The organism is Sphingomonas sp. 179-A 2A2 NHS, assembly GCF_045371305.1.
Lineage (GTDB): Bacteria > Pseudomonadota > Alphaproteobacteria > Sphingomonadales > Sphingomonadaceae > Sphingomonas.
The window spans coordinates 518,779-539,070 of the sequence record NZ_JBIQDE010000001.1 but is presented as its reverse complement, the minus strand read 5'-3'; the positions used below and the strand labels follow the sequence as shown (position 1 = coordinate 539,070).

17 protein-coding genes are annotated in these 20,292 nt (G+C 65.5%); 9 read left to right on the top strand and 8 right to left on the bottom strand.

Going from position 1 to position 20,292, the window contains the following annotated elements; genetic code table 11:
• Window positions 1-58: 58 nt before the first annotated feature.
• Window positions 59-784, bottom strand: coding sequence for an SIMPL domain-containing protein (locus ACH0AE_RS02470; protein ID WP_294442953.1), 726 nt, complete (start codon window positions 782-784; stop codon window positions 59-61).
• Between the two features lie 216 nt (window positions 785-1,000).
• Between ACH0AE_RS02470 and ACH0AE_RS02465 the strand changes: the two genes are divergently transcribed.
• The 7 genes from ACH0AE_RS02465 to ACH0AE_RS02435 all read left to right on the top strand — a co-directional run bounded on the left by ACH0AE_RS02465 (window position 1,001) and on the right by ACH0AE_RS02435 (window position 10,436).
• On the top strand, window positions 1,001-2,176 hold the full coding sequence (locus tag ACH0AE_RS02465; RefSeq protein WP_294442954.1) for an efflux RND transporter periplasmic adaptor subunit: 1,176 nt from the start codon (window positions 1,001-1,003) through the stop codon (window positions 2,174-2,176).
• 2 nt (window positions 2,177-2,178) lie between these two features.
• A complete protein-coding gene (locus ACH0AE_RS02460) occupies window positions 2,179-5,445 on the top strand; it encodes an efflux RND transporter permease subunit (protein WP_294442955.1) in 3,267 nt (1,088 codons plus the stop codon).
• Window positions 5,446-5,592: 147 nt separating this feature from the next.
• Window positions 5,593-6,798 (top strand): DUF445 domain-containing protein, encoded by a 1,206-nt coding sequence (locus ACH0AE_RS02455; protein ID WP_294442956.1) that lies wholly within the window; start codon window positions 5,593-5,595, stop codon window positions 6,796-6,798.
• 104 nt (window positions 6,799-6,902) lie between these two features.
• Window positions 6,903-8,000 carry an ABC transporter permease gene (locus ACH0AE_RS02450; RefSeq protein WP_294442957.1) on the top strand — a complete coding sequence of 366 codons (1,098 nt, stop codon included), beginning with the start codon at window positions 6,903-6,905 and terminating at the stop codon, window positions 7,998-8,000.
• Window positions 8,000-8,872, top strand: coding sequence for an ABC transporter ATP-binding protein (locus tag ACH0AE_RS02445; RefSeq protein WP_294442958.1), 873 nt, complete (start codon window positions 8,000-8,002; stop codon window positions 8,870-8,872). Before ACH0AE_RS02450 ends, ACH0AE_RS02445 begins: the two co-directional genes overlap by 1 nt.
• Window positions 8,872-9,834 carry an MlaD family protein gene (locus ACH0AE_RS02440; RefSeq protein ID WP_294442959.1) on the top strand — a complete coding sequence of 321 codons (963 nt, stop codon included), beginning with the start codon at window positions 8,872-8,874 and terminating at the stop codon, window positions 9,832-9,834. The genes ACH0AE_RS02445 and ACH0AE_RS02440 overlap by 1 nt, the downstream gene beginning before the upstream one ends.
• Window positions 9,835-9,854: 20 nt before the next feature.
• Complete coding sequence (locus tag ACH0AE_RS02435) at window positions 9,855-10,436, top strand: ABC-type transport auxiliary lipoprotein family protein (RefSeq protein WP_294442960.1); 582 nt, start codon at window positions 9,855-9,857, stop codon at window positions 10,434-10,436.
• A gap of 84 nt (window positions 10,437-10,520) precedes the next feature.
• On the opposite strand, the gene ACH0AE_RS02430 is transcribed toward ACH0AE_RS02435, so the two are convergent.
• The 4 genes from ACH0AE_RS02430 to ACH0AE_RS02415 form a co-directional block, all read right to left on the bottom strand.
• On the bottom strand, window positions 10,521-11,930 hold the full coding sequence (locus ACH0AE_RS02430; RefSeq protein ID WP_406875414.1) for a M20/M25/M40 family metallo-hydrolase: 1,410 nt from the start codon (window positions 11,928-11,930) through the stop codon (window positions 10,521-10,523).
• Window positions 11,931-12,022: 92 nt separating this feature from the next.
• Complete coding sequence (locus ACH0AE_RS02425; RefSeq protein ID WP_406875413.1) at window positions 12,023-12,853, bottom strand: retropepsin-like aspartic protease; 831 nt, start codon at window positions 12,851-12,853, stop codon at window positions 12,023-12,025.
• 192 nt (window positions 12,854-13,045) lie between these two features.
• Window positions 13,046-15,457: a ligase-associated DNA damage response DEXH box helicase gene (locus ACH0AE_RS02420; protein ID WP_294442964.1), complete on the bottom strand. Its 2,412-nt coding sequence runs from the start codon at window positions 15,455-15,457 to the stop codon at window positions 13,046-13,048.
• 73 nt (window positions 15,458-15,530) lie between these two features.
• Window positions 15,531-15,719, bottom strand: a complete 189-nt coding sequence (locus tag ACH0AE_RS02415; RefSeq protein WP_294442965.1) for a hypothetical protein — start codon at window positions 15,717-15,719, stop codon at window positions 15,531-15,533.
• A 75-nt stretch (window positions 15,720-15,794) separates the two neighbouring features.
• On the opposite strand from ACH0AE_RS02415, the gene ACH0AE_RS02410 reads away from it, so the two are divergent.
• Window positions 15,795-16,793: a ligase-associated DNA damage response exonuclease gene (locus tag ACH0AE_RS02410; protein WP_294442966.1), complete on the top strand. Its 999-nt coding sequence runs from the start codon at window positions 15,795-15,797 to the stop codon at window positions 16,791-16,793.
• Between the two features lie 59 nt (window positions 16,794-16,852).
• On the opposite strand, the gene ACH0AE_RS02405 is transcribed toward ACH0AE_RS02410, so the two are convergent.
• The 3 genes from ACH0AE_RS02405 to ACH0AE_RS02395 all read right to left on the bottom strand — a co-directional run bounded on the left by ACH0AE_RS02405 (window position 16,853) and on the right by ACH0AE_RS02395 (window position 19,016).
• Window positions 16,853-17,470, bottom strand: a complete 618-nt coding sequence (locus tag ACH0AE_RS02405; protein ID WP_294442967.1) for a glutathione S-transferase family protein — start codon at window positions 17,468-17,470, stop codon at window positions 16,853-16,855.
• A complete protein-coding gene (gene yghU / locus ACH0AE_RS02400) occupies window positions 17,467-18,348 on the bottom strand; it encodes a glutathione-dependent disulfide-bond oxidoreductase (RefSeq protein WP_294442968.1) in 882 nt (293 codons plus the stop codon). The genes ACH0AE_RS02405 and yghU overlap by 4 nt, the downstream gene beginning before the upstream one ends.
• A gap of 74 nt (window positions 18,349-18,422) precedes the next feature.
• Window positions 18,423-19,016: a TetR family transcriptional regulator C-terminal domain-containing protein gene (locus ACH0AE_RS02395; protein WP_294442969.1), complete on the bottom strand. Its 594-nt coding sequence runs from the start codon at window positions 19,014-19,016 to the stop codon at window positions 18,423-18,425.
• 48 nt (window positions 19,017-19,064) lie between these two features.
• Between ACH0AE_RS02395 and ACH0AE_RS02390 the strand changes: the two genes are divergently transcribed.
• The gene (locus tag ACH0AE_RS02390) at window positions 19,065-20,246 is read left to right on the top strand and encodes an aromatic ring-hydroxylating dioxygenase subunit alpha (RefSeq protein ID WP_294442970.1); all 1,182 of its coding nucleotides are present in this window, start codon (window positions 19,065-19,067) and stop codon (window positions 20,244-20,246) included.
• The last annotated feature ends 46 nt before the right edge of the window (window positions 20,247-20,292 follow it).

Genomic DNA, 20,292 nt, shown 5'->3' with positions numbered 1-20,292 from the left:
CTTGAACGGCCGCCCGATCGCTCGGGCGGCCGCTTTCGTTTGTGCTTAAGGTCGACCGCTACTTCAGCAGGAACCGGACAGCGACTGTCACGCTCACCGGCGTTTCGCCCGGCATCACATCGGTTGCAGCCTCGCGCTTTGCGGACTGGACGTAGAGCACCGGCGGGCGCGGGCCGCCGCCTGCGTTCTCCCCATTCTCCTCGATTGCGGCAATCCGATCGACGCGCATCCCGGCGGCCCGGGCATATAGTTCCGCGCGAGCGCGGGCGCGGGCAATCGCGTTGGTACGCGCCTCATCCAGCGCCGCTTCGGGTTGATCGATCGACAATTGCGGCCCATCGATCTGGTTCGCCCCGGCCTTCACCAGCGCGTCAAGCGCAGCGCCGCTCTTGGCGATGTCGCGGAACTTGATCGAGACGGTGTTGTTCGCCTGATAACCCGTGATCACGGGCGGTTGATTGTCCGCATAGCGATATTGCGGCGACAGGCCGACGCTGGCGGTCGCGATATCACGCGAGGCGATGCCGGCGGCGCGAAGCGCGGCAACGATCTTTTCCATCCGCGCCGCGTTTTCGCTGAGCGCAGCGGCGGCGGTGGGTGCCTGAGTGACCACACCGGCTCGCACGGTTGCCACATCCGGCACACGGGTGACCTCGCCGGTGGCGACCACGTCGAGCACGGTCGCGTCGGGGAGGATCGGCGTCGCGGCCGGAATCTGCGCCGCCGCCGGGACCGCGGCTTGCGCGGCTGCGACCAGGGCCAGTGTTGCAATCGTGTAACGCATAGGAAACAATCCTCCTGTTCGACCAGTGGCGCCCTTCTGCAAGCCGGCCGGACAACGCACGATGAACGGACGCTCGCTTGAGGTGAAACGCTGAATCTGCCAATTGCACGGCGGTTCCGACTGGCTCTTGAGGCCGGTGACTTATTTCGATAACACAGCTGAACAATCAAGACAGCGGACGGCCTCTGTCGAGGGCCGGATGGGATGACGAGGCGCATGAATTACGAAGCCGGCAATCTGCAGGGCGAGACCTTGGCGATCGAGGGGCCCGCAGACGACAGGGCACGGCGCCGGCGGCGCATGTTCATCATCATTATTGTCGTGGTAGCTCTGGCCGCAGGGGCGTGGTTCTTCCTGCGTGGCGGCGAAGAGGGGCCAAAGCAGGCCGCATCCGACCAGGCACCAACCGTCACCGTCGTCGTTCCGGGCCGCGCGTCGGTCGAGCGCCAGGTGAACGCTACCGGTACTCTGGCGGCGCGGCGCGAGATGCCGGTCGGCGTCGCGGGTGAAGGCGGCATGGTGACTCGCGTGCTGGTCGAACCCGGCGAGTGGGTGCGTGAGGGGCAGGTCCTCGCGCTGGTCGATCGCTCGGTTCAGACGCAGACGGCGGCGAGCCTTGCGGCCCAGGTGAATGTCGCGCGTGCGGACCTGACGCTGGCGCAGTCTGAACTGGAACGTGCCCAGCAACTGGTTGGCCGCGGCTTCATCAGCCAGGCCGATGTGCAGCGGCGCATCGCGACGCGCGACGCAGCGGCGGCGCGCGTGAAGGTTGCGACTGCGGCAGCGTCCGAGCAGCGCGCGCGCAACGGCCGGCTCGACATCCGTGCGCCTGCCGCGGGACTCGTGCTGACGCGGCAGGTGGAGCCGGGCCAGATCATCAGCTCCGCTTCGGGCACCTTGTTCCGCATGGCGAAGGGCGGCGAGATGGAAATGCGCGCGCAACTGGCGGAAAGCGACCTCGTCACGGTTCGGACCGGCGCGCAGGCCAAGGTGACCCCGGTGGGCGAGGCGCGCTCCTTCGACGGCCAGGTCTGGCAGGTGTCGCCGGTGATCGATCCGCAGACCAGGCAGGGGATCGCGCGCATCGCGCTGAAGTATGATCAGGCGCTTCGCCCGGGTGGTTTTGCCTCCGCAGTGATCGTCAGTGGCGCCGCGAATGTGCCGGAACTGCCGCAGTCTGCGATCTTGAGCGACGAGAAGGGCAATTACGTTTATATCGCCGACAAGGACAATGTCGTGCGGCGGCGTGACGTGCGCCTTGGCACGGTGAACGACACCTCGGTCGCGATTGCCGAGGGGCTCGATGGCACGGAGCGCGTGGTCGTGTCGGCAGGTGCTTTCCTGAACCCCGGACAGAAGATCGCACCGGTGCTCGCCAAGACAAAGGGCTGACGATGGGCTTCCAGAATATCTCGGCCTGGTCGATCCGGAACCCGGTTCCATCGATCGTCCTGTTCGTCATCCTGACCGTGGCTGGCATCGTCAGTTTCGTGAGGATGGACATTAACCGGGAGCCGGACATCGACTTCCCGATGGTGGCGGTCGAGATCACGCAGCCGGGCGCCGCGCCAAGCGAGCTTGAGACCCAGATCACCCAGCGCGTCGAGGCGGCGGTGCGCACCGTCGAGGGCGTGGACGAGATCCAGTCCTACGTCTCCGAAGGCAATTCAACGACGATGATCCAGCTGGACATCGGCACGCCAGTCGATCGCGCGGTCAACGAGGTGCGCGACGCCGTCACCCAGATCCGTTCCAATCTGCCCGAAGGCATCCTGGAGCCGCAGATCAGCCGGGTGAAGATCAACGACGACGATCTCGGCAGCTATTCCGCGATCGGCACGGACATGACGATCGAGCAGCTGAGTTGGTACATCGACAATACGGTGTCCAAGGAACTGCTCAGCATCGAGGGCATGGGCGGCGTTGAGCGCAACGGCGGCGTCGATCGCGAGATCCGCGTGATCCTCGATCCGGCGAAGCTCGCAGCCTATGGCCTGACGGCGACGCAGATCAACCAGCAGCTGCGGCAGGTGAATCTGAACGCCGCCGGCGGCCGCGCGGAGATCGCCGGCACCGAGCAATCGGTGCGCGTGCTGGGCAATGCGCGCGACGCCTATGAACTTGGCCAGACGCAGATCTCGATCGGCAACGGCCGCACGATCAAGCTCAGCAGCGTCGCCACCGTGCGGGACCTTTATGCGGAGCAGCGGACCGCCGCGGCGGTGAACGGCCGCCCGGTGCTGACGTTCGATTTCAAGCGGGCCAAGGGCTATTCGGAAGTCACCGTCTTCCGCGAGGCGAAGAAAAAGCTGGAGGAGCTCGAGAAGCGCAATCCGCAGGTGAAGTTCCAGCTGCGCATCGACGGTTCAAAATACGCGCTGGAACAGTACAAGAGCGCGATCCACGCGATGATCGAGGGCGCGGTGCTCGCGGTGTTCATCGTATTCCTGTTCCTGCGCGACTGGCGTGCGACAGTCATTTCCGCGCTGGCCATCCCGCTGTCGGCAATCCCGGCCTTCTGGTTCATGGACATGCTGGGCTTCTCGCTGAACAGCATGACGCTGCTGGCGCTTAGTTTGGTGGCAGGCGTGCTGGTCGACGATGCGATCGTGGAGATCGAGAACATCGTCCGGCACATGCGGATGGGCAAATCGGCATATCAGGCCGCGATCGACGCAGCGGATGAGATCGGCCTTGCCGTTCTGGCGACGACCATGTCGATCGTCGCAGTGTTCCTGCCGGTCGGCCTGATGCCGGGCGTGTCGGGCCAGTTCTTCAAGAACTTCGGCCTGACCGTGGTGGTCGCAGTGCTGATGAGCCTCGCGGTCGCCCGTTTGATCACGCCGATGATCGCAGCCTATTTTCTGAAATCCGCCGGGCCCGAAGCGCATGGCGAAGGCCGGCTCATGGACATCTACATGGCCGTGCTTCGCTGGACGCTGGAGCCCGGCAAGTCGCTTGCGGTGCGCGCACGCGGCGGGATGCGGCGCGTGACCGGCTATTTCTACGATCATCGTATCTGGACGATGGGGATCGGCGCCTTTGCCTTCCTGTTGACGGTCCTGGGCTTTGCCTCGCTGCCGATGCAGTTCCAGCCGTCCACCGACCAGGAGCGTTCGACCGTCACCATCACCATGGCGCCGGGCACCACGCTCGCACAGACCCAGGCAACGGTGGATCAGGTGTACGAACTGATCCGTCAGCAGCCGGAGGCCGACACGGTCTATACCCGTACCGGAGTCGGCACTGGCCGTGTAACGGTGCAGTTCAAGGAGAAGCCGACGCTGAATGATCGCATCCGCGCGATCTTCGGCGGCGACATTTCGCATCTCAGGACGAAGAGCTCGACCGAGTTCGAGCGCGCGCTGGCGCCGGAGCTGGCCAAGATCCCGGACGCGCGCGTGAATTTCCAGTCGCAGTTCGGCTGGGGCGATAACAACCGCGACGTGTCCGTGACGCTGGGCGGCGACGATCCGGTGCTGCTGCGCCAGACCGCCGACAAGATCGTCGCCGAGATGGCGAAGATCCCCGGCTTCCTGGCGCCGCGTATCGCGGGCGACCTCAACCGGCCTGAGATCGTGATCAAGCCACGGCTCGACTTGGCAGCCGATCTTGGCGTGACGACCAGCGCGCTGTCCAATGCGATCCGCATCGCGACGTTGGGTGATATCGACCAGAACAGCGCGCGCTTCTCGCTGAACGATCGGCAGATCCCGATCCGGGTAGCGCTGGAGCAATCGTCGCGGTCGCGCATGGCGACGATCCGAAACCTGCCGGTGCAGACGCAGAATGGCGGATCGGTGCCGCTGTCGGTGGTGGCGGAGATCGGCTTCGGCTCCGGCCCGACCAAGATCAATCGCCTCAACCAGCAGCGCCAGCTGACGATCGGTGCGGATCTTGCGCCGGGCCTGGTGCTGTCGAACGCGATGCAGCAGGTGAACGCGCTGCCGATCATGAAGAACCTGCCGCTGGGCGTGCAGAAGATGAGCGTCGGTCAGGCAAAGTGGCAGATGGAGATGCTGATCAACTTCGTCTTCGCAGTGATCGCGGGCGTGTTCCTCGTCTTCTCTGTGCTGGTGCTGCTGTACCGCCGCTTGTTGCCGCCGCTGGTCAACATGGGCTCGCTGCTGCTGGCGCCCCTCGGCGGCGTGCTGGCGCTGATGCTCACCGGCAATCCGCTGTCGATGCCGGTGTTCATCGGGTTGCTCATGCTGCTGGGTATCGTGGCCAAGAACTCGATCCTGCTGATCGACTTCGCGCTGGAGGAGATGAACGCGGGCGTGCCGATCTATGACGCGATCGTCGATGCCGGGCACAAGCGAGCTCAACCGATCGTGATGACGACGGTGGCGATGGTCGCCGGCATGGTGCCGACCGCGCTTGCACTGACCGGCGACGGCGCGTGGCGCGCGCCGATGGGGATCGTGGTGATTGGCGGCCTGACCGTGTCGACAGTGCTGACCCTCCTGATCGTTCCGGCGTCGTTCAGCCTGGCGGTTGGCGTCGAGCGGCGGATCGGACCGTGGCTCGGGCGCAAGCTGCTGACCTATCGTCCGGGCGATGACGGTACGCCGGTGATCGACCATGTGCCGGGCGGCGGGCCGCTGCCCGCACCGCATGGCCGGATCGGCTTCCGCGACGGCGAGGCGCCAGCGGAGTGACGCGCCGGGGAGGCTGGCGAATGAGCAATGCGGGGGATGCGCCGTAAAGCGCGTGAACTATCCGTCGCTTTGCGTATTGTTCGCGGCATGACCCCCGACGCGCTTCGGCGCCCAGCCAGAATGCGCCCGCCGCCCGGGCTGGTACGCATGCGCGTCATCGCGACGGGCATGCTGATCGTGATGGCCGCGACCTTCCTCGTCGCGCGTCATCTGGAGAACGGACACGCCGCCTGGGGCTTCGTACGCGCTTTCGCTGAGGCGGCGATGGTGGGCGGCCTGGCAGACTGGTTTGCAGTGACTGCGCTGTTCCGCCACCCGCTGGGGCTGCCGATCCCGCACACCGCAATCATCCCGCGCAACAAGGACCGGATCGGCGACCAGCTCGCCAGCTTTTTGCGGGATTATTTCCTGATTCCGGTGGTGGTTGCGCGGCGGATGCGCCGCATGGACGTGGCGGGCGCGCTCGGCCGCTGGTTGAGCAATCCGACGGGCGGCAGCAAGCGGGTGACGCGCGGTGCCTCGCGGCTCGCCGTCGAAGTGCTGCAGTCGCTCGATCAGGAGCGACTGGGCGGGATGGTGCGCGGCGCCATGGTGCAGCAGGTGCGCGCGATCGACCTCTCGCCGATGCTGGGCCGTGCGCTGGAGGCGGCAATGGCCGAGGACCGGCACCTGCCGCTGCTGGACGGGGTGGTGCGCTGGGCACGCAAGGTGCTGGAAGCGAACGACAGCATGGTGCGCGCGATGGTGCATGAACGCGCCGGCACGATCCTGCGCTGGACAGGCCTCGACGAGACGCTCGCCAACAAGATCATCGATGGCCTCGACAAGATGCTCACCGACATGGCGGAGCAGCCCGACCACCCGATGCGCGCCAAGGTGGAAGAGGCGCTGGTGACGCTCGCGGCCGATCTGCAGCACAAGCCGGAGATGCGCGAGCGGGTGGAGGCTCTGAAGCTGGGGCTGCTCGAGAATCCGGCGATGCAGGACTGGATCAATGGCCTGTGGGAGCAGGCGCGCCAGGCAATGCTGCGGATGGCGCGCGATCCGGAGGCGCTGCTTGCAGGCAAGATGGGCGAGATGATGCGCCAGCTGGGCGAGACGCTTGAAAGCGATGTGCGCCTGCGTGCGACGATCAATCGCTTCACGCGCCGTGTCGCGGTTGGTGCAGCGGCGGATTACGGCGATGTGATCGTCGGCCTCGTATCGGAAACCGTTCGTGGGTGGGACGCGCGAACGATCACGCAGCGGCTGGAACATGCGGTCGGCAAGGATCTGCAGTTCATCCGCATCAACGGCACGCTGGTCGGCGGCCTCGTCGGTCTTGCGATCCACGCCGTCGACGTTGCCCTGTGACCCAGGCCGATACAGTTCCAGCAGAATGTCTATGTGTGTGACAACGGTGGGTTTCTGCACCTGTGCCTTGCCGTCGTGCAGGCTTTCACGCAAGGAAGCGGACGATGGCCGGGCTCACCGACTTTAAAGAGGACGGAGACGTCCTGCGCTTCACCGGGGACCTTTCGCTCGCGCGGCTGGGAGACTTGCCGAACCGGCTGCAGAGCTTCGACGGCAGCGTGTCCAAGATCGATCTGTCGGGGATTGATCGGATGGACACGATCGGGGCCTGGGTAGTCCATCGGTTCGCGCGTGATCATCAGGCGACGATCGAAGGGCTGACGCCGCCACAGCAGCATTTGCTGGACCAGGTGCAGACCGCTGACACTGCCGCACCAGTACGCGCGCCGCATATTCGGCCGTTCAGCCGCGTTCTCGGCGAAGTCGGCGATGCGGTGGTGACCTCGGGTCGAACGCTCGTAGGCCTGCTCGGCTTCCTTGGCGCGACGATCATCGCGTTCGGAAATGTCATTCGCCATCCCCGCCGATTCCGATTCAACGCCACGGTGCAGCGGTTCGAGGTCGTCGGTGTGTCGGCGCTTGGCATCATCGGCCTGATGAGCTTCCTGATCGGGATCGTCATTGCACAGCAGGGCGCGGTTCAGCTGCGGCAGTTTGGTGCGGAAGTGTTCACGATCAACCTGATCGGCCGGATCACGCTGCGTGAGCTTGGCGTGCTGATGACCGCAATCATGGTCGCGGGCCGATCGGGATCGGCCTTTGCGGCGCAGCTTGGCACCATGAAGCTGACCGAGGAGATCGATGCGATGCGCACGATCGGCGTATCGCCGATGGAGGCGCTGGTGGTGCCACGCACGCTGGCGGCGGTGCTGATGATGCCGCTGCTTGGCTTCTATTCCTCGTTGATTGCCATCATCGGCGGCGGCCTGCTGTGCTGGTGGCAGCTGGAGATCCCGCCGGTCACCTTCGTCGCTCGGCTGCGCGAAGTGGTGCCGATCACCGACCTCTACGTCGGCCTGATCAAGGCGCCGGTATTCGGGACCATCATCGCGGTCGCTGGTTGCTTTCAGGGCATGCAGGTGAAGGGTGACGCGGAACAGGTGGGTACCCGCACGACCGCCGCCGTCGTGCAGGCGATCTTCCTCGTCATCGTGCTCGACGCGTTCTTCGCGGTGTTCTTCGAACGGATCGGCTGGATCTGATGACGGGGACGGACAACATCATTGAAGTGCGCGGCCTGAAGAACGCATTTGGCGATCAGGTGGTGCACGAGGATCTGGACCTCGACGTCAAGCGCGGGGAGATCCTGGGCGTTGTGGGCGGATCGGGCACTGGCAAATCGGTGCTGATGCGCTCGATCATTGGCCTGCAGACGCCGCTGGCGGGCGAGGTCACCGTGTTCGGCGAACCGACCCTCGGCCGCGAGGAAACCGAGGCGATCGAGATCCGAAAGCGCTGGGGCGTGCTGTTCCAGGGCGGGGCCTTGTTCTCCACGCTGACCGTGGCGGAGAATGTGCAAGTGCCGCTGCGCGAGTTCTATCGCGAACTGGACATGTCGCTGCTCGACGAGATTGCGTCGTTTAAGGTGACGATGACGGGTCTGCCGGCGGACGCCGGGCCGAAATACCCGGCGGAGCTGTCCGGCGGCATGAAGAAGCGTGCCGGACTTGCGCGGGCGCTGGCGCTGGACCCGGAACTGTTGTTTCTCGACGAGCCGACGGCGGGCCTCGACCCGATCGGCGCCGCGGCGTTCGACGAACTGACGCGATCCTTGCAGCGCACGCTTGGCCTTACGGTCTTCTTGATCACCCACGATCTGGATACGCTCTACTCGATCTGCGACCGTGTGGCGGTGCTCGCGGACAAGCGGGTGATCGCCGTTGGGACCATCGACGAGTTGCTGGCGTTGGATCATCCGTGGATTCAGGAGTATTTCAGGGGGCCGCGCGGCCGCGCCGCGCTCGCGACACAGGAAGCGCGCGAGCACGTGGGCGAACACGAACACGACGGTACCTCGACCGATGTGTCGACAAGCACGGCGCCAGGCACGCCACGAAGTTCAGGGGCTGATTGATGGAAACCCGTTCCAACCACGTCCTTGTCGGTGCCGTGGTACTGATCCTTCTTGCGGTCCTCGCGCTGTTCACGGTGTGGATCGCGCGCCTCGGTGGTACGAAGGAGAAGGAATATGACATCTTCTTCAAACAGTCGGTCGACGGCCTGGCGAAGGGTTCGTCGGTCACGTATTCGGGCGTGCCATCCGGCCAGGTGAAATCGATCCAGCTGTGGCGCAACGATCCGCAATTCGTGCGCGTGCGGATCAGCGTGAATGAAGACACGCCGATCCTGCAGGGCACCGCCGCGACCATCCAGGGCAGTTTCACGGGCACCAGCACGATCAGCCTCGACGGTGCGCGAAAAGGCGCGCCGCCGATCGTGTGTCCTGAGAACGACATGGCGAGCCAGTGTCCCTATGGCGTGCCGGTGATCCCGACGCGCACCGGCGGACTGGGCGCGATCCTCAATTCCGCGCCGCAGCTGCTCGAGCGACTGTCGACCCTGACGGAGCGTCTGACGGGGCTGCTGACGGACAAGAACCAGGCGTCGATCGCGGGCATCCTGGAGAATACCGATCGTTTGACCGCCGCACTTGCCGATCGCGGGCCGGAAATCGCGGCAACGCTGGCGCAGACGCGGATCGCGATTGCGCAGGCTGGCACGGCGGCGGAGCAGATCGGGGCGTTGGCGGAAACCACCAACGGCATCCTGGCGGACGACGTGAAGCCGACGATGGTAACGCTGAACGAGACGATCCGCTCGGCACGGCAGAGTGCCGACACGCTGAACGGCGCGATCCAGGATGCACGGCCGGGCCTGCAGACCTTCTCCAAGCAGACGGTACCCGAGATCAACAAGCTGGTCTTCGATCTGCGCCAGATGTCGGCAGCGCTGGCGTCGGTCGCGGAAAAGGTTGACCAGCAGGGCGCAGGCTCGCTGATCGGGCAGCAGAAGCTGCCGGATTATAAGGGCAAATGAGCGGCGAAATGAGGATGGACATGAAGAAGATCCTGATTGGTCTTGCCCTGCTGCCGCTCGCTGGCTGCATCAGCTTCGGTGCGAAGCCGCCGAACGCACTGCTGACCCTGAGCTCTGCCGAACAGGTTCCGGTCGGCCAGACGCAAAGTTCGGCCGGTGCGCGTACGGTGACGATCCAGGTGCCGACGGTGCCTCAGGCGCTGGCAAACAACCGGGTGCCGGTGCGCGCGAGTGCGACGGAGATCGCCTATATTAAGGACGCGCAATGGGCCGAGTTGCCGGCGCGCCAGTTCGCGCGTGTTCTTTCCGACACCGTCAGCGCCCGCACCGGGCGGGTGGTTTTGTCCGGCGCGCAGTCGCTGGCGGAGCCGGGCGCGCAACTCGCCGGGCAGTTGAGCTGGTTCGGCGTGGATGCCGCGTCGCGTAACGCGGTGGTGACGTTCGACGCGGCGCTGGTGCGGGACGAGGGCGGCACGCTGGAGAAGCGACGGTTCGAGGCGCGGGTGCCCGTGTCGGAGATCGAGGCGGCACCGGTTGGTGTCGCGCTGAACCAGGCAGCGAACCAAGTGGCGGGCGAGGTCGCCGACTGGCTCGGCCGGTGATAGCGTCGCTGCCAAGCATGAAGAAGCGGGTCCTCGGATCAAGTCCGGGGTGACTAAACGTCGGGTGCGCTTCAGCCGCTACCTCTAGCTGGCGAGCGTCTTTGCCAGGTCGAAGAGATAGTCGCGGCCTTCATACAGCGCGCTGACCCGCACCCGTTCGTTGAGGCCGTGGACGCCGTTCAGATCGGATTCGAGGAAGATGCCCGGCACGCCGTAGACCGGCATGTTGAGCGTGCCGAAGAACACGCCATCGGTCGCCCCCGTGGACATCATCGGCACGACGGGCACGTTGGGGAAATGCTTAGCCGCGATCGTCTTGATCGGCCCCATGATCTTGGGATCGAGCGGTGGGGGAACGGCGATCGGGCGAACCGGTTGGTTGGCGGTGACTGTCACCTTCGGGCCGGCAAGCTCCTTCAGCTTGGCGAGCGTGCCGTCCACCGTTTCACCTGGGAAGATGCGACAATTGACGTTGGCTGTCGCACGTTGCGGCAGCGCGTTTTCGGCATGGCCGGCGTTCACCAGCGTGGCGACGCAGGTGGTGCGAAGCGTGGAGTGCATGGTCTTGTCGCGGCTGACGATGGCGTCGGCTTGTGCATCAGCGGGGTTGGCCAGCAGGCGCTTGATAGCCGGGCCGGTGGGCGCGGGGAGCGCCTGGGACGTCGCCGCGAAGAAGGCGCGCGTGGTGTCAGTGAACTTGATCGGGAATTCATAGGCCTGCACCGCCTTGATGGCATCGGCCAGTTCGTAGATCGCATTGTCTGGCGTCGGCGCCGAACTGTGCCCGCCGGGATTGGTGGCGGCAAAAGTGAAGTTCTGCGCAGCCTTCTCGCCCACCTGAACGGCGAGTGCCTGGCGCCGGCCGTTCACATCCAGCCTTCCGCCACCGCCTTCGTTCAGGACGAATTCGGCGCGCACGAGTTCGGGGCGGTTGCGCGCCAGCCAGTCGGCGCCGTTGAAGGCGTAGGTCGTTTCCTCGCCGCAGGTGAGCGCCAGCTTGACCGTGCGGCGGGGCGTGAACTTGTCCTGCGCAAAGCGGATCATCGTATCCGCCCAGACGGCGGACATCGCCTTGTCGTCGACGGTGCCACGGGCGTAGTAGAAGCCGTCCTCCTCGACGAGCTTAAACGGATCGCGCACCCAATCCTCGCGCTTGGCCGCCACGACATCGAGATGGCCGAGCAGCAGCATCGCGCCGATGGAAGGATCACTCCCCTTGAGCGTGACGACGATGCCGCCGTCATCAGGGTGCTCAGGCGTGCTGAACAGCGTGACGGCGCTATCGGGATAGCCGGCGGCTTTCATCCGCGTGGCGATCTGCTGCGCAGCGCGGGTGCAACTGCCCTGGCCGACGACCGTGTTCGTCTCGACCAGTTCCTTGTAGAGCGTGAAGAAGGCCTTCTGATCAGGCCGGGCCTGTGCCTGCACCGCCATCGGCGCGGCAAGCGGCGCGAGCGCGACCATGGTTGCCAATTCCCGTGCCCCAAACCGCATCCCGCTCTCCCCTGCTCATGTCAGATGCAATGGTTGCAGGGAAAGGGTACCCGCGCAATGGAGCGGGTGTGCATGCGGTGCGAAAGCTATTTCTAGCCGCGTCGGCTTCCGTAACGCGGAAGGCTGAGCCGCAGTTCGCGATTGGCAAAGTCGATCTGCACGCGGGTGAAGAGCTTCAACGCATCCATGCCCAGGAGCAGCGCCGGGCGCCGTTCCAGGCCAAAGGAGCGGAACGGTGGCACGTCCGCGAAGGCGACGGGCATGTCCTGAATCTCGATGTCGCCAATCTTGATCGAGCCGATCGTGCTGTAATCGGCGGTAAGCTGCCCGCCGGTGACGCTGACCAGCGATACCGGCGTGCCTTTGCTCCGGCGCGCGAGCTTGCGACGCAGAGCGGAGTTGCCCATCGTGACGGCGCTGCCGGTATCAAGGATCACGCGTACGCGTTCCCCGGCGACGCGAGCATCGGTGACGACCAGCTGGCCGAACAGGCTCTTCGCCTGGATCACGATTTCATCGGGCGCGCGGCGAACGCGCTCGCCGCGCTTGCGCGCCGGGGCGACAGTCATGCGCTGATTGTCGAAGTCGATTGCCAGCGCATGGCCCTGCAGCGCATCGATCCCGAGCATGCCGGGCGCGCCGAGGTGCGCGGCAGCAAGCGCCGGGGCTTCGATCCGCTCGCCGCCTAAAGTGCTTACCGAGATGGAGGGGATGACGACTGTCCCGACATTCTCCGTCCCGGTCATGCCAGTGAGGCGGACGTTGCGACCGCCGGCAAGCCCCAGCTTCCCGGCCAGCTCCCGGCTGATGACCGTGCGCTGCGCACCAGTGTCGATAATGAATTCGTACGGCCCGGCGCCCGCAATCTCGACCGGCACCGTCATCCGCAAGCCATTATGGCCGAAGGCAAGTTCGTCGATCAACGAAGGAAGCGTCGGCTCGCTGATCGGCGCGGGCGGCACAAGCGGCTGCTGCGGCGCCGCGTTTGCCAGAAGCGGTAGCAATGCAAGGGAGAACCAGCGGCGCATTACGTGAGGGAACGCCCGTTTCGGCCCTTTGTCAAAGGAATTGCTGCGCAGCATGTCGCCTTCGTCGCAAAGGCAGCGCAGCGAACATCATTCGACGCGCATCGCCTCCGCGGCGAGCGACTCCGCCTCGATCAGCAACGCATCGTCGGCGCTGCCAGTGGCGACTCGTTCACGCCCGATCAGCACCAGCACCGGTACCGCGAGCGGCGACACGCGGGGGAGATCGACATGGAGCATCGTGCCGGCCGCGCGGTCGAGCAGGTCGGCGAGACGGCCAACGTCGGTCATGCGCGCCCGCGCGTCGGCCCAGGCAGCCTCCAGCAGGATATGGCCGGGTTCGTACTTGCGCAGCACGTCGTAGATGAGGTCGGTGGAGAAGGTCACCTGCTTGCCGGTCTTGCGCTTGCCCGGATGCTGCCGCTCCACCAGCCCGCCGATCACCGCCACCTCGCGAAAGGCGCGCTTCAGCAGGTGCGATTGCTGCACCCAGTCGACGAATTCATGCTCAAGGATGTCGGGCGAAAAGAGCGCCGCCGGATCGGTCACGGGATCAATCGAATAGGTGGCGATGGCATAATCGTTGGCGACGAAGCCGAGCGGCTTCAGCCCCGCCGTTTCCATCCGCCGGGTGATCAGCATGCCGAGCGATTGGTGCGCGTTCCACCCCTCGAAACTATAGGCGACCATGTAGTTGCGCCCTTCGCGCGGGAAGGTTTCGACCAATAGCTGATCGGGGTGCGGCAGCGCGGAGCGGCGCGCCTGGATTTCGAGCCATTCGCGCACGTCGTCGGGAAAGCGCGACCATTCGGCCGGCGTATCGAGGAAGCCGCGCACGCGATCGGCAAGGTTGGTCGAGAGCGGCATCCGGCTGCCGCCATAGGTGGGGATGCGCGCGGGCCGGGCGGTGGCGCGGACGATCAGATCCTCGGTATCGATCTTCTCGACCTCAAGGCTCATCCCGGCGAAGAAGAAGGTATCGCCATGGCTGAGCGTGGAGGCGAACGCCTCCTCCACCTTGCCCAGCGCGCGCCCGTTGCGGAAGCGCACCTTGAGCATCGTCGCCTCGACGATGATACCGGCGTTGAGGCGGTGCTGCGCGATGAACCTGGGGTGGCTCACGCGCCAGCGGCCGTTGGCATCCTGCGTCAGCCGCTTGAAGCGATCGTAGGCCCGTAGCGAATAGCCGCCGTCGCGGATGAAGCCGAGCACCTTGTCGAACAGTTCATCGGTCAGCGCCGAATAGGGCAAGGCCGAGCGGACCTCGTCGAGCAATTCGGCCTGATCAAAGGGCGCGGCACAGGCGCAGGCCATGACATGCTGCGCCAGCACGTCGAGCGCGCCCATGCGGAATATGTCGGTATCGAGCTCGCCCGCCTCCACCGCGTCGAGCGCGGCGCGCGCCTCGAGATACTCGAAGCGATTGCCCGGGACGACAATTGCCTCCGACGGCTCATCGAGGCGGTGGTTGCTGCGGCCGATCCGCTGGAGAAGGCGCGACGAGCCCTTGGGGGCGCCCATCTGGATCACGCAATCGACATCGCCCCAGTCCACCCCGAGGTCGAGGCTGGCGGTCGCGACCAGCGCGCGCAACCGGCCGCCGGCCATTGCGGCCTCCACCTTGCGCCGCGCCTCTTTCTCCAGGCTGCCGTGATGGATGCCGATCGGCAGCTGCATCTCGTTCGCCTTCCACAGATCCTGGAAGATCAGTTCGGCAAGGCTGCGCGTGTTGCAGAAGACGATGGTGGTCTTGTGAGTCTCGATCTCCGCCATGACCTGCGCCGCGGCGTAGCGGCCGGAATGACCCGCCCAGGGCACGCGATCCTCGGGCAGCAGGATGGCGATGTTGGGATCGACGCCAGTTTCGCCCTGCACCAGGCTGACGCTGTCGATATCGCCGTCCGGCGCGAGCCAGGCGCGATAGCCATCGGCGTCGGCAACGGTGGCGGAGAGCGCGACGCGGCGCAGGCCGGGCGCAATCGCCTGTAGCCGCGCCATGCACAGCGACAGGAGATCGCCGCGCTTGCCCGTGGCGAAGGCGTGAACTTCGTCGATCACGATCGTGCGCAGGCCAGCGAACATGGTGAAACTGTCGGGATAGCTCAGCAGCAGCGAGAGCGATTCGGGCGTGGTGAGCAGGATCTGCGGGGGCTTCACCCGCTGACGCGCCTTGCGATCGGAGGGCGTGTCGCCGGTGCGGGTTTCGACGCGAATGTCGATGCCCATTTCATCGAGCGGCGTGACGAGATTCCGCTGGATGTCGACCGCCAGCGCCTTGAGGGGCGAGACGTAAAGGGTGTGCAGCCCCTCAGTCGGCTGCTCGATCAATTCGGCGAGTGTCGGCAGGAAACCGGCGAGCGTCTTGCCGGCCCCAGTGGCCGCAACGAGAAGTGCGTGTTGACCGGCTCGTCCCTCAGCCAGCATGTCAAGCTGATGGCGACGCGGGGACCAGCCCCGTGACGCGAACCAGTCAGTCAGCGGGGCGGGAAGGACAGAATTCATCGGGAGGCGATATAGGAACGCCTGCGCCGCGACAGAACAAGCGTCGCCTGCCTGTCCTCCCCATCAAAGTCGATTAGCCGCGTGCCGCGTCGTCGCGGGCCTGTTCCTTGTACAGATCGTGTGTCGCCTGTTCGGTGCGGCGCTCCTGCGCAGGCGTTGCCTTGTTGCGCAGCTTGGCAATTGCGATCGCGAGCCCGAGAACGAGGAAGCCGCCGATCACCACGATCGCCCAGAGGCTGTCGCCGAATGACGAATGTTCCATGCCTAATCCCTCCTGGTGTTTGATTGCAGAACGAGGCGATGCGGCGATTTGATCCGATCATGCGTACTGCCCGGCATGGCGAAGCTTGGCGACTGGCTGGAACCCCATCCGCACGGCATTTACATTCGGCCCGCCGATGCGTGGGTTGATCCCTCGATCCCTCAGCCTCGCGCGCTGGTCACGCACGGCCATGCGGATCACGCCAGGGGAGGGCACGCCGCGGTATGGGCGACGCCCGAGACGCTGGCGATCATGGACACGCGCTATGGCGAACAGGCTGGGCATCCGGTGGCTTATGGCGAAACGATCCGGCTGGGCGAGGTGGAGGCGAGCTTTGCGCCTGCAGGTCATGTGCTCGGTTCCGCGCAGATACTGCTGGAGTATCGCGGCGAGCGGATCGTCGTCTCGGGTGATTACAAGCGGCGGCCGGATCCGACGTGCGCGCCGTTCGAGCCGATCGCGTGCGACGTGTTCATTACCGAAGCGACGTTCGGCCTGCCGGTGTTCCGCCATCCGGATACGGGGGACGAGATCGACAAGCTGGTGGAGCGGCTGCACGCCAATCCGGACCGCTGCGTGCTTGTCGGTGCCTATGCTCTGGGCAAGGCGCAGCGAGTGATCGCGGAGCTGCGGGAGCGCGGGCATGAGGCGCCGATCTATATCCATGGCGCGCTGCAGCGCCTGTGCGACCTTTATGCCGAGCAGGGCGTACGGCTGGGCGAGCTGGTCCCGGTCGCCGACGTGCCAAAGGCCGCGATGGTGGGCCATGTCGTGATGTGCCCTCCCGGCGCGCTCAACGATCGCTGGTCACGCCGCTTGCCGGATCCCATCACGGCGATGGCGAGCGGGTGGATGCGGGTGCGCCAGCGCGCGCGGCAGAAGCTGGTCGAACTGCCGCTGATCATGTCGGACCACGCCGATTGGGACGAACTGACGCAGACGATCGAGGAGATCGCGCCGAGGGAAGTATGGGTGACCCACGGGCGCGAGGATGCGCTGATCCACTGGTGCGAAATGCGCCAGATCAAGGCCAGGGCGCTGGCCTTGCTTGGCTTCGAGGACGAGGATGATTGAGAGGTCTGGCGCCGTCACCTGCGCGTTGAGCTGAGTGACGGCGCGCAGTTGGTTTGTCGCTACACCCCCGCCGAAGCTGCGGGACGGGCACGCATCTCGTCGGCCCATCGCGCGACATTTGTCAGTTCGGCGGGCGGCGCGAATTTGATCATCCGAGCGAAATCCATCGCGGTAAAGGCGAGGATGTCCGCGATCGTCACGCGTTCCGCGGCAATGAACGGACTCTCGCCGAGGCGCCGATCGAGCAGCTTCAAGGCACGGGTAGCGGAGGCGGCATTCGCTTCGGCGATAGCCGGTACCTGCGTGTCGAGCGCGGCCAGCGCCGGGTGCGTGTGTCGCACAGCCATCATCAGCGGATTGGCGACGAGCAATTCGGTGCGCCGCGCCCACATCTCGATCTCCGCGATCTCGCGCGCGTCCCGGCCGAACATGTTGGGCTCGGGATAGACGCTTTCGAGGTAGCGGCAGATCGCGACCGACTCAGTGATCGTCGTGCCGTCGTCGAGCTCCAGCGCGGGCACATTCGCGAGCCCGACACGCGCGAGATATTCCGGCGTCTTGTGCTCGCCCTTGAACACGTCGACCTGGACGATCTCGATATCCTCGGCGCCCTTTTCAGCGAGAAACCAGCGGACGCGACGGGGATTGGGGGCACGCGTGCTGTCGTAAAGCTTCATGCTGCGGGCTCCTGTGCGCCGATCTTGTCCTGCGTCTTTGTGTCGAAGTCGCTGGCATCGTGGCGCTCGTGGAGCTGGCTTGCGGGATCACCCATCACGCGATTGACCATTCGGCCGCGCTTCACCGCCGGGCGTTCCGCGATTTGGTCAGTCCAGCGCTGGACGTTCTTGTAATCCTGTACCTGGAGGAAGGTGCCCGCCTCATAGACGAGGCCTTTCACGAGCGCGCCATACCACGGCCACACCGCCATATCGGCGATCGTATATTCGTCGCCGCCGAGATATTCGCTTTCAGCAAGCCGCCGGTCGAGCACGTCCAACTGACGCTTCACCTCCATGGCAAAGCGATCGATCGCGTATTCGATCTTGAACGGGGCGTAGGCGTAGAAGTGGCCGAAGCCGCCGCCGAGGTAAGGCGCGCTGCCCATCTGCCAGAACAGCCAGGAGAGGCATTCCGCGCGCTTGGCAGGGTCGGTGGGAAGGAACGCGCCGAACTTCTCGGCGAGATAAAGCAGGATCGCGCCGGATTCGAAGACGCGGATCGGCGTATCGCCGCTACGATCCAGCAGTGCAGGGATCTTCGAGTTCGGGTTCACCGAGACGAAGCCGCTGGAGAATTGATCGCCTTCGTTGATGCGGATCAACCATGCGTCATACTCCGCGCCGCTGTGGCCGCCGGCGAGCAGTTCCTCCAGCATCACCGTGACCTTCACGCCGTTCGGCGTGGCGAGCGAATAGAGCTGCAGCGGGTGCTTGCCGAGCGGCAGATCCTTGTCGTGCGTCGGTCCGGCGATCGGGCGGTTGATATTGGCGAAGCGCCCGCCGCTTTCCTTGTTCCAGGTCCACACTTCGGGCGGCGTGTACGTCGGCTCGGTCATGCTCGGCTCTCCTTTGGTGGCGGCATACACGCCGGGTTGGGGAGGACCAAGGCCGGCTCTGCGGCGCGACACAGTCAGCCGGGTAGCAACGCCGTTACGTGAAGATCGGCAATTGTGATCGCCTCGGCCGCGGTGAAGCCGCCCGGGGTCAGGCAGAGTTCCAGCCATAGGCCATCGACAAGGGCAGTGATCGAGATGGCGGCAATGCGGCAGTCGGGCTGGGGCAGCCCGCAGGCCGCGAGCAGCCGCTCCAGATCCTCGCGGTAGGTGGCGTAGCTTCGATCATGCTCCGCCGCGACGCCGGGGTTGCTGCGGACGAGGCCCCAGAAGGCGGTCCATGTGGCGAGCAGCGCCGGGTCGGCGATTGGTGGGGCGAAGCTTGCGCGAACATAGGCGTCGAGCCGTGCCCGGGGATCCTCGCCTGCTCGAGCCACCGCATCGGCAAGGGCGCGATCCACTCGCGCCGCGACATGAGCGTAGGTCTGCGCAATCAGCGTGTCGACGCTGGCGAAATGGTGCGTGACGAGCCCCGGGGAGACGCCCGCCTCTGCAGCGATGGCGCGTACCGACGCGCCGGCGGTGCCGCGCTCGGCGAGCACGCGGGCGGTGGCCTCGATCAGGCTGGTGCGGCGGCTGTCGGCATCGACGCGGGCGAAGCGCTTGCGCATGTGAGAGGCTTATAATACGATCGTACAACAAGCAATCTGAGGCTCGCCATGGCGCATCGTCCGATCGATCTTCCGCTGCCCGATCGCGATGCGGACTGGAGCCTGCCCGGCTGGCTCTACACCGATCGCGAGTTTTTCGACCTTGAGGTGGAGCGGGTGATCCGCCCCTCGTGGCAGATCGTTTGCCACGAGAGCGACATTCCGGCCGCGGGCGACTGGCACACGCTCGAGTATCTTGGGGAGAGCGTCGTCGTGGTGCGGGGCGAGGACGGTGCGATCCGGGCCTTTCACAACGTATGCCGTCACCGCGCGATGCGGCTGGTGGAGGGCGCAGCGGGCTGCGCGAGGAAGCTGGTCTGCCCCTATCACGCCTGGGTCTATGAACTCGATGGGCGGCTGACGGGCGTGCCGATGCGGCGCGATTATCCGGCGCTCGACATGGCAAGTACCGGGCTGGTGCCGGTCGAGGTCGACCGCTGGCGCGGGTTCGTCTTCGTGCGGCTTGCCGATGATGGCGGCCCTTCCGTGGCGGAGATGTTCGCGCCTTACGATGCCGAGGTCGCGCCTTACCGTTTCGAGGAAATGCGCGCGATCGCGCCGGTGCGCACCCGCGAGCGGCGGGTGAACTGGAAAAATGTCGGCGATAATTATTCCGACAATCTCCACATCCCCGTGGCGCATGACGGGCTGACGCGGCTGTTCGGCAGGAGCTATGCAATCGAGGCAAGCGGCTGGGTGGACAAGATGTCCGGCTACCTCGTCGATCGCCCGTCGGACAATCCGTCCGAGCGCTTCTACCAGAAGCATCTGCCGCATGTGCCGCACTTGCCGGAAGCGAACCAGCGGCTGTGGCTTTACTACAAGCTGTGGCCGAACATGGCGTTCGACATCTACGCCGACCAGATCGATTTCATGCAGTGGTCGCCGCTGAGCCCGACGACCTCGCTGCTCCGCGAGATGGTGTTCGCGCTGCCCGACGATCGGCGCGAGATGAAGCTGGCGCGCTATGCCAATTGGCGGATCAACCGGGTGGTCAACGCCGAGGACACGTGGCTGATCGAGCGCGTGCAGCAGGGCATGGCATCGCAAAGCTACACCGCCGGCCCGATCGGCGCGAGTGAGGTATGCCTGCGGAGCTTCGCGGCGAAGATCCGGGAGCGGATCCCCGAGGCGCGGCTGCATCGTCCGCCGGCGCCTGGCTGGTCGAAGCGGTTGAAGGCAGTGGACTGAGGATCGTCATGCCGAACGTGGTTCGGGGAAGTGGCTTTTTGGGCGG

Bases quoted from the DNA above. Each gene is read 5' to 3' on its own strand.
- ACH0AE_RS02455 (WP_294442956.1), top strand. From the start codon at position 5,593: ATGCGCGTCATCGCGACGGGCATGCTGATCGTGATGGCCGCGACCTTC.
- ACH0AE_RS02430 (WP_406875414.1), bottom strand. From the start codon at position 11,930: ATGCGGTTTGGGGCACGGGAATTGGCAACCATGGTCGCGCTCGCGCCG.
- ACH0AE_RS02415 (WP_294442965.1), bottom strand. From the start codon at position 15,719: ATGGAACATTCGTCATTCGGCGACAGCCTCTGGGCGATCGTGGTGATC.
- ACH0AE_RS02405 (WP_294442967.1), bottom strand. From the start codon at position 17,470: ATGAAGCTTTACGACAGCACGCGTGCCCCCAATCCCCGTCGCGTCCGC.
- ACH0AE_RS02460 (WP_294442955.1), top strand. From the start codon at position 2,179: ATGGGCTTCCAGAATATCTCGGCCTGGTCGATCCGGAACCCGGTTCCA.
- ACH0AE_RS02395 (WP_294442969.1), bottom strand. From the start codon at position 19,016: ATGCGCAAGCGCTTCGCCCGCGTCGATGCCGACAGCCGCCGCACCAGC.
- ACH0AE_RS02435 (WP_294442960.1), top strand. From the start codon at position 9,855: ATGAAGAAGATCCTGATTGGTCTTGCCCTGCTGCCGCTCGCTGGCTGC.
- ACH0AE_RS02390 (WP_294442970.1), top strand. From the start codon at position 19,065: ATGGCGCATCGTCCGATCGATCTTCCGCTGCCCGATCGCGATGCGGAC.
- ACH0AE_RS02470 (WP_294442953.1), bottom strand. From the start codon at position 784: ATGCGTTACACGATTGCAACACTGGCCCTGGTCGCAGCCGCGCAAGCC.
- ACH0AE_RS02410 (WP_294442966.1), top strand. From the start codon at position 15,795: ATGGCGAAGCTTGGCGACTGGCTGGAACCCCATCCGCACGGCATTTAC.
- ACH0AE_RS02450 (WP_294442957.1), top strand. From the start codon at position 6,903: ATGGCCGGGCTCACCGACTTTAAAGAGGACGGAGACGTCCTGCGCTTC.
- yghU (WP_294442968.1), bottom strand. From the start codon at position 18,348: ATGACCGAGCCGACGTACACGCCGCCCGAAGTGTGGACCTGGAACAAG.
- ACH0AE_RS02420 (WP_294442964.1), bottom strand. From the start codon at position 15,457: ATGAATTCTGTCCTTCCCGCCCCGCTGACTGACTGGTTCGCGTCACGG.
- ACH0AE_RS02465 (WP_294442954.1), top strand. From the start codon at position 1,001: ATGAATTACGAAGCCGGCAATCTGCAGGGCGAGACCTTGGCGATCGAG.
- ACH0AE_RS02445 (WP_294442958.1), top strand. From the start codon at position 8,000: ATGACGGGGACGGACAACATCATTGAAGTGCGCGGCCTGAAGAACGCA.
- ACH0AE_RS02440 (WP_294442959.1), top strand. From the start codon at position 8,872: ATGGAAACCCGTTCCAACCACGTCCTTGTCGGTGCCGTGGTACTGATC.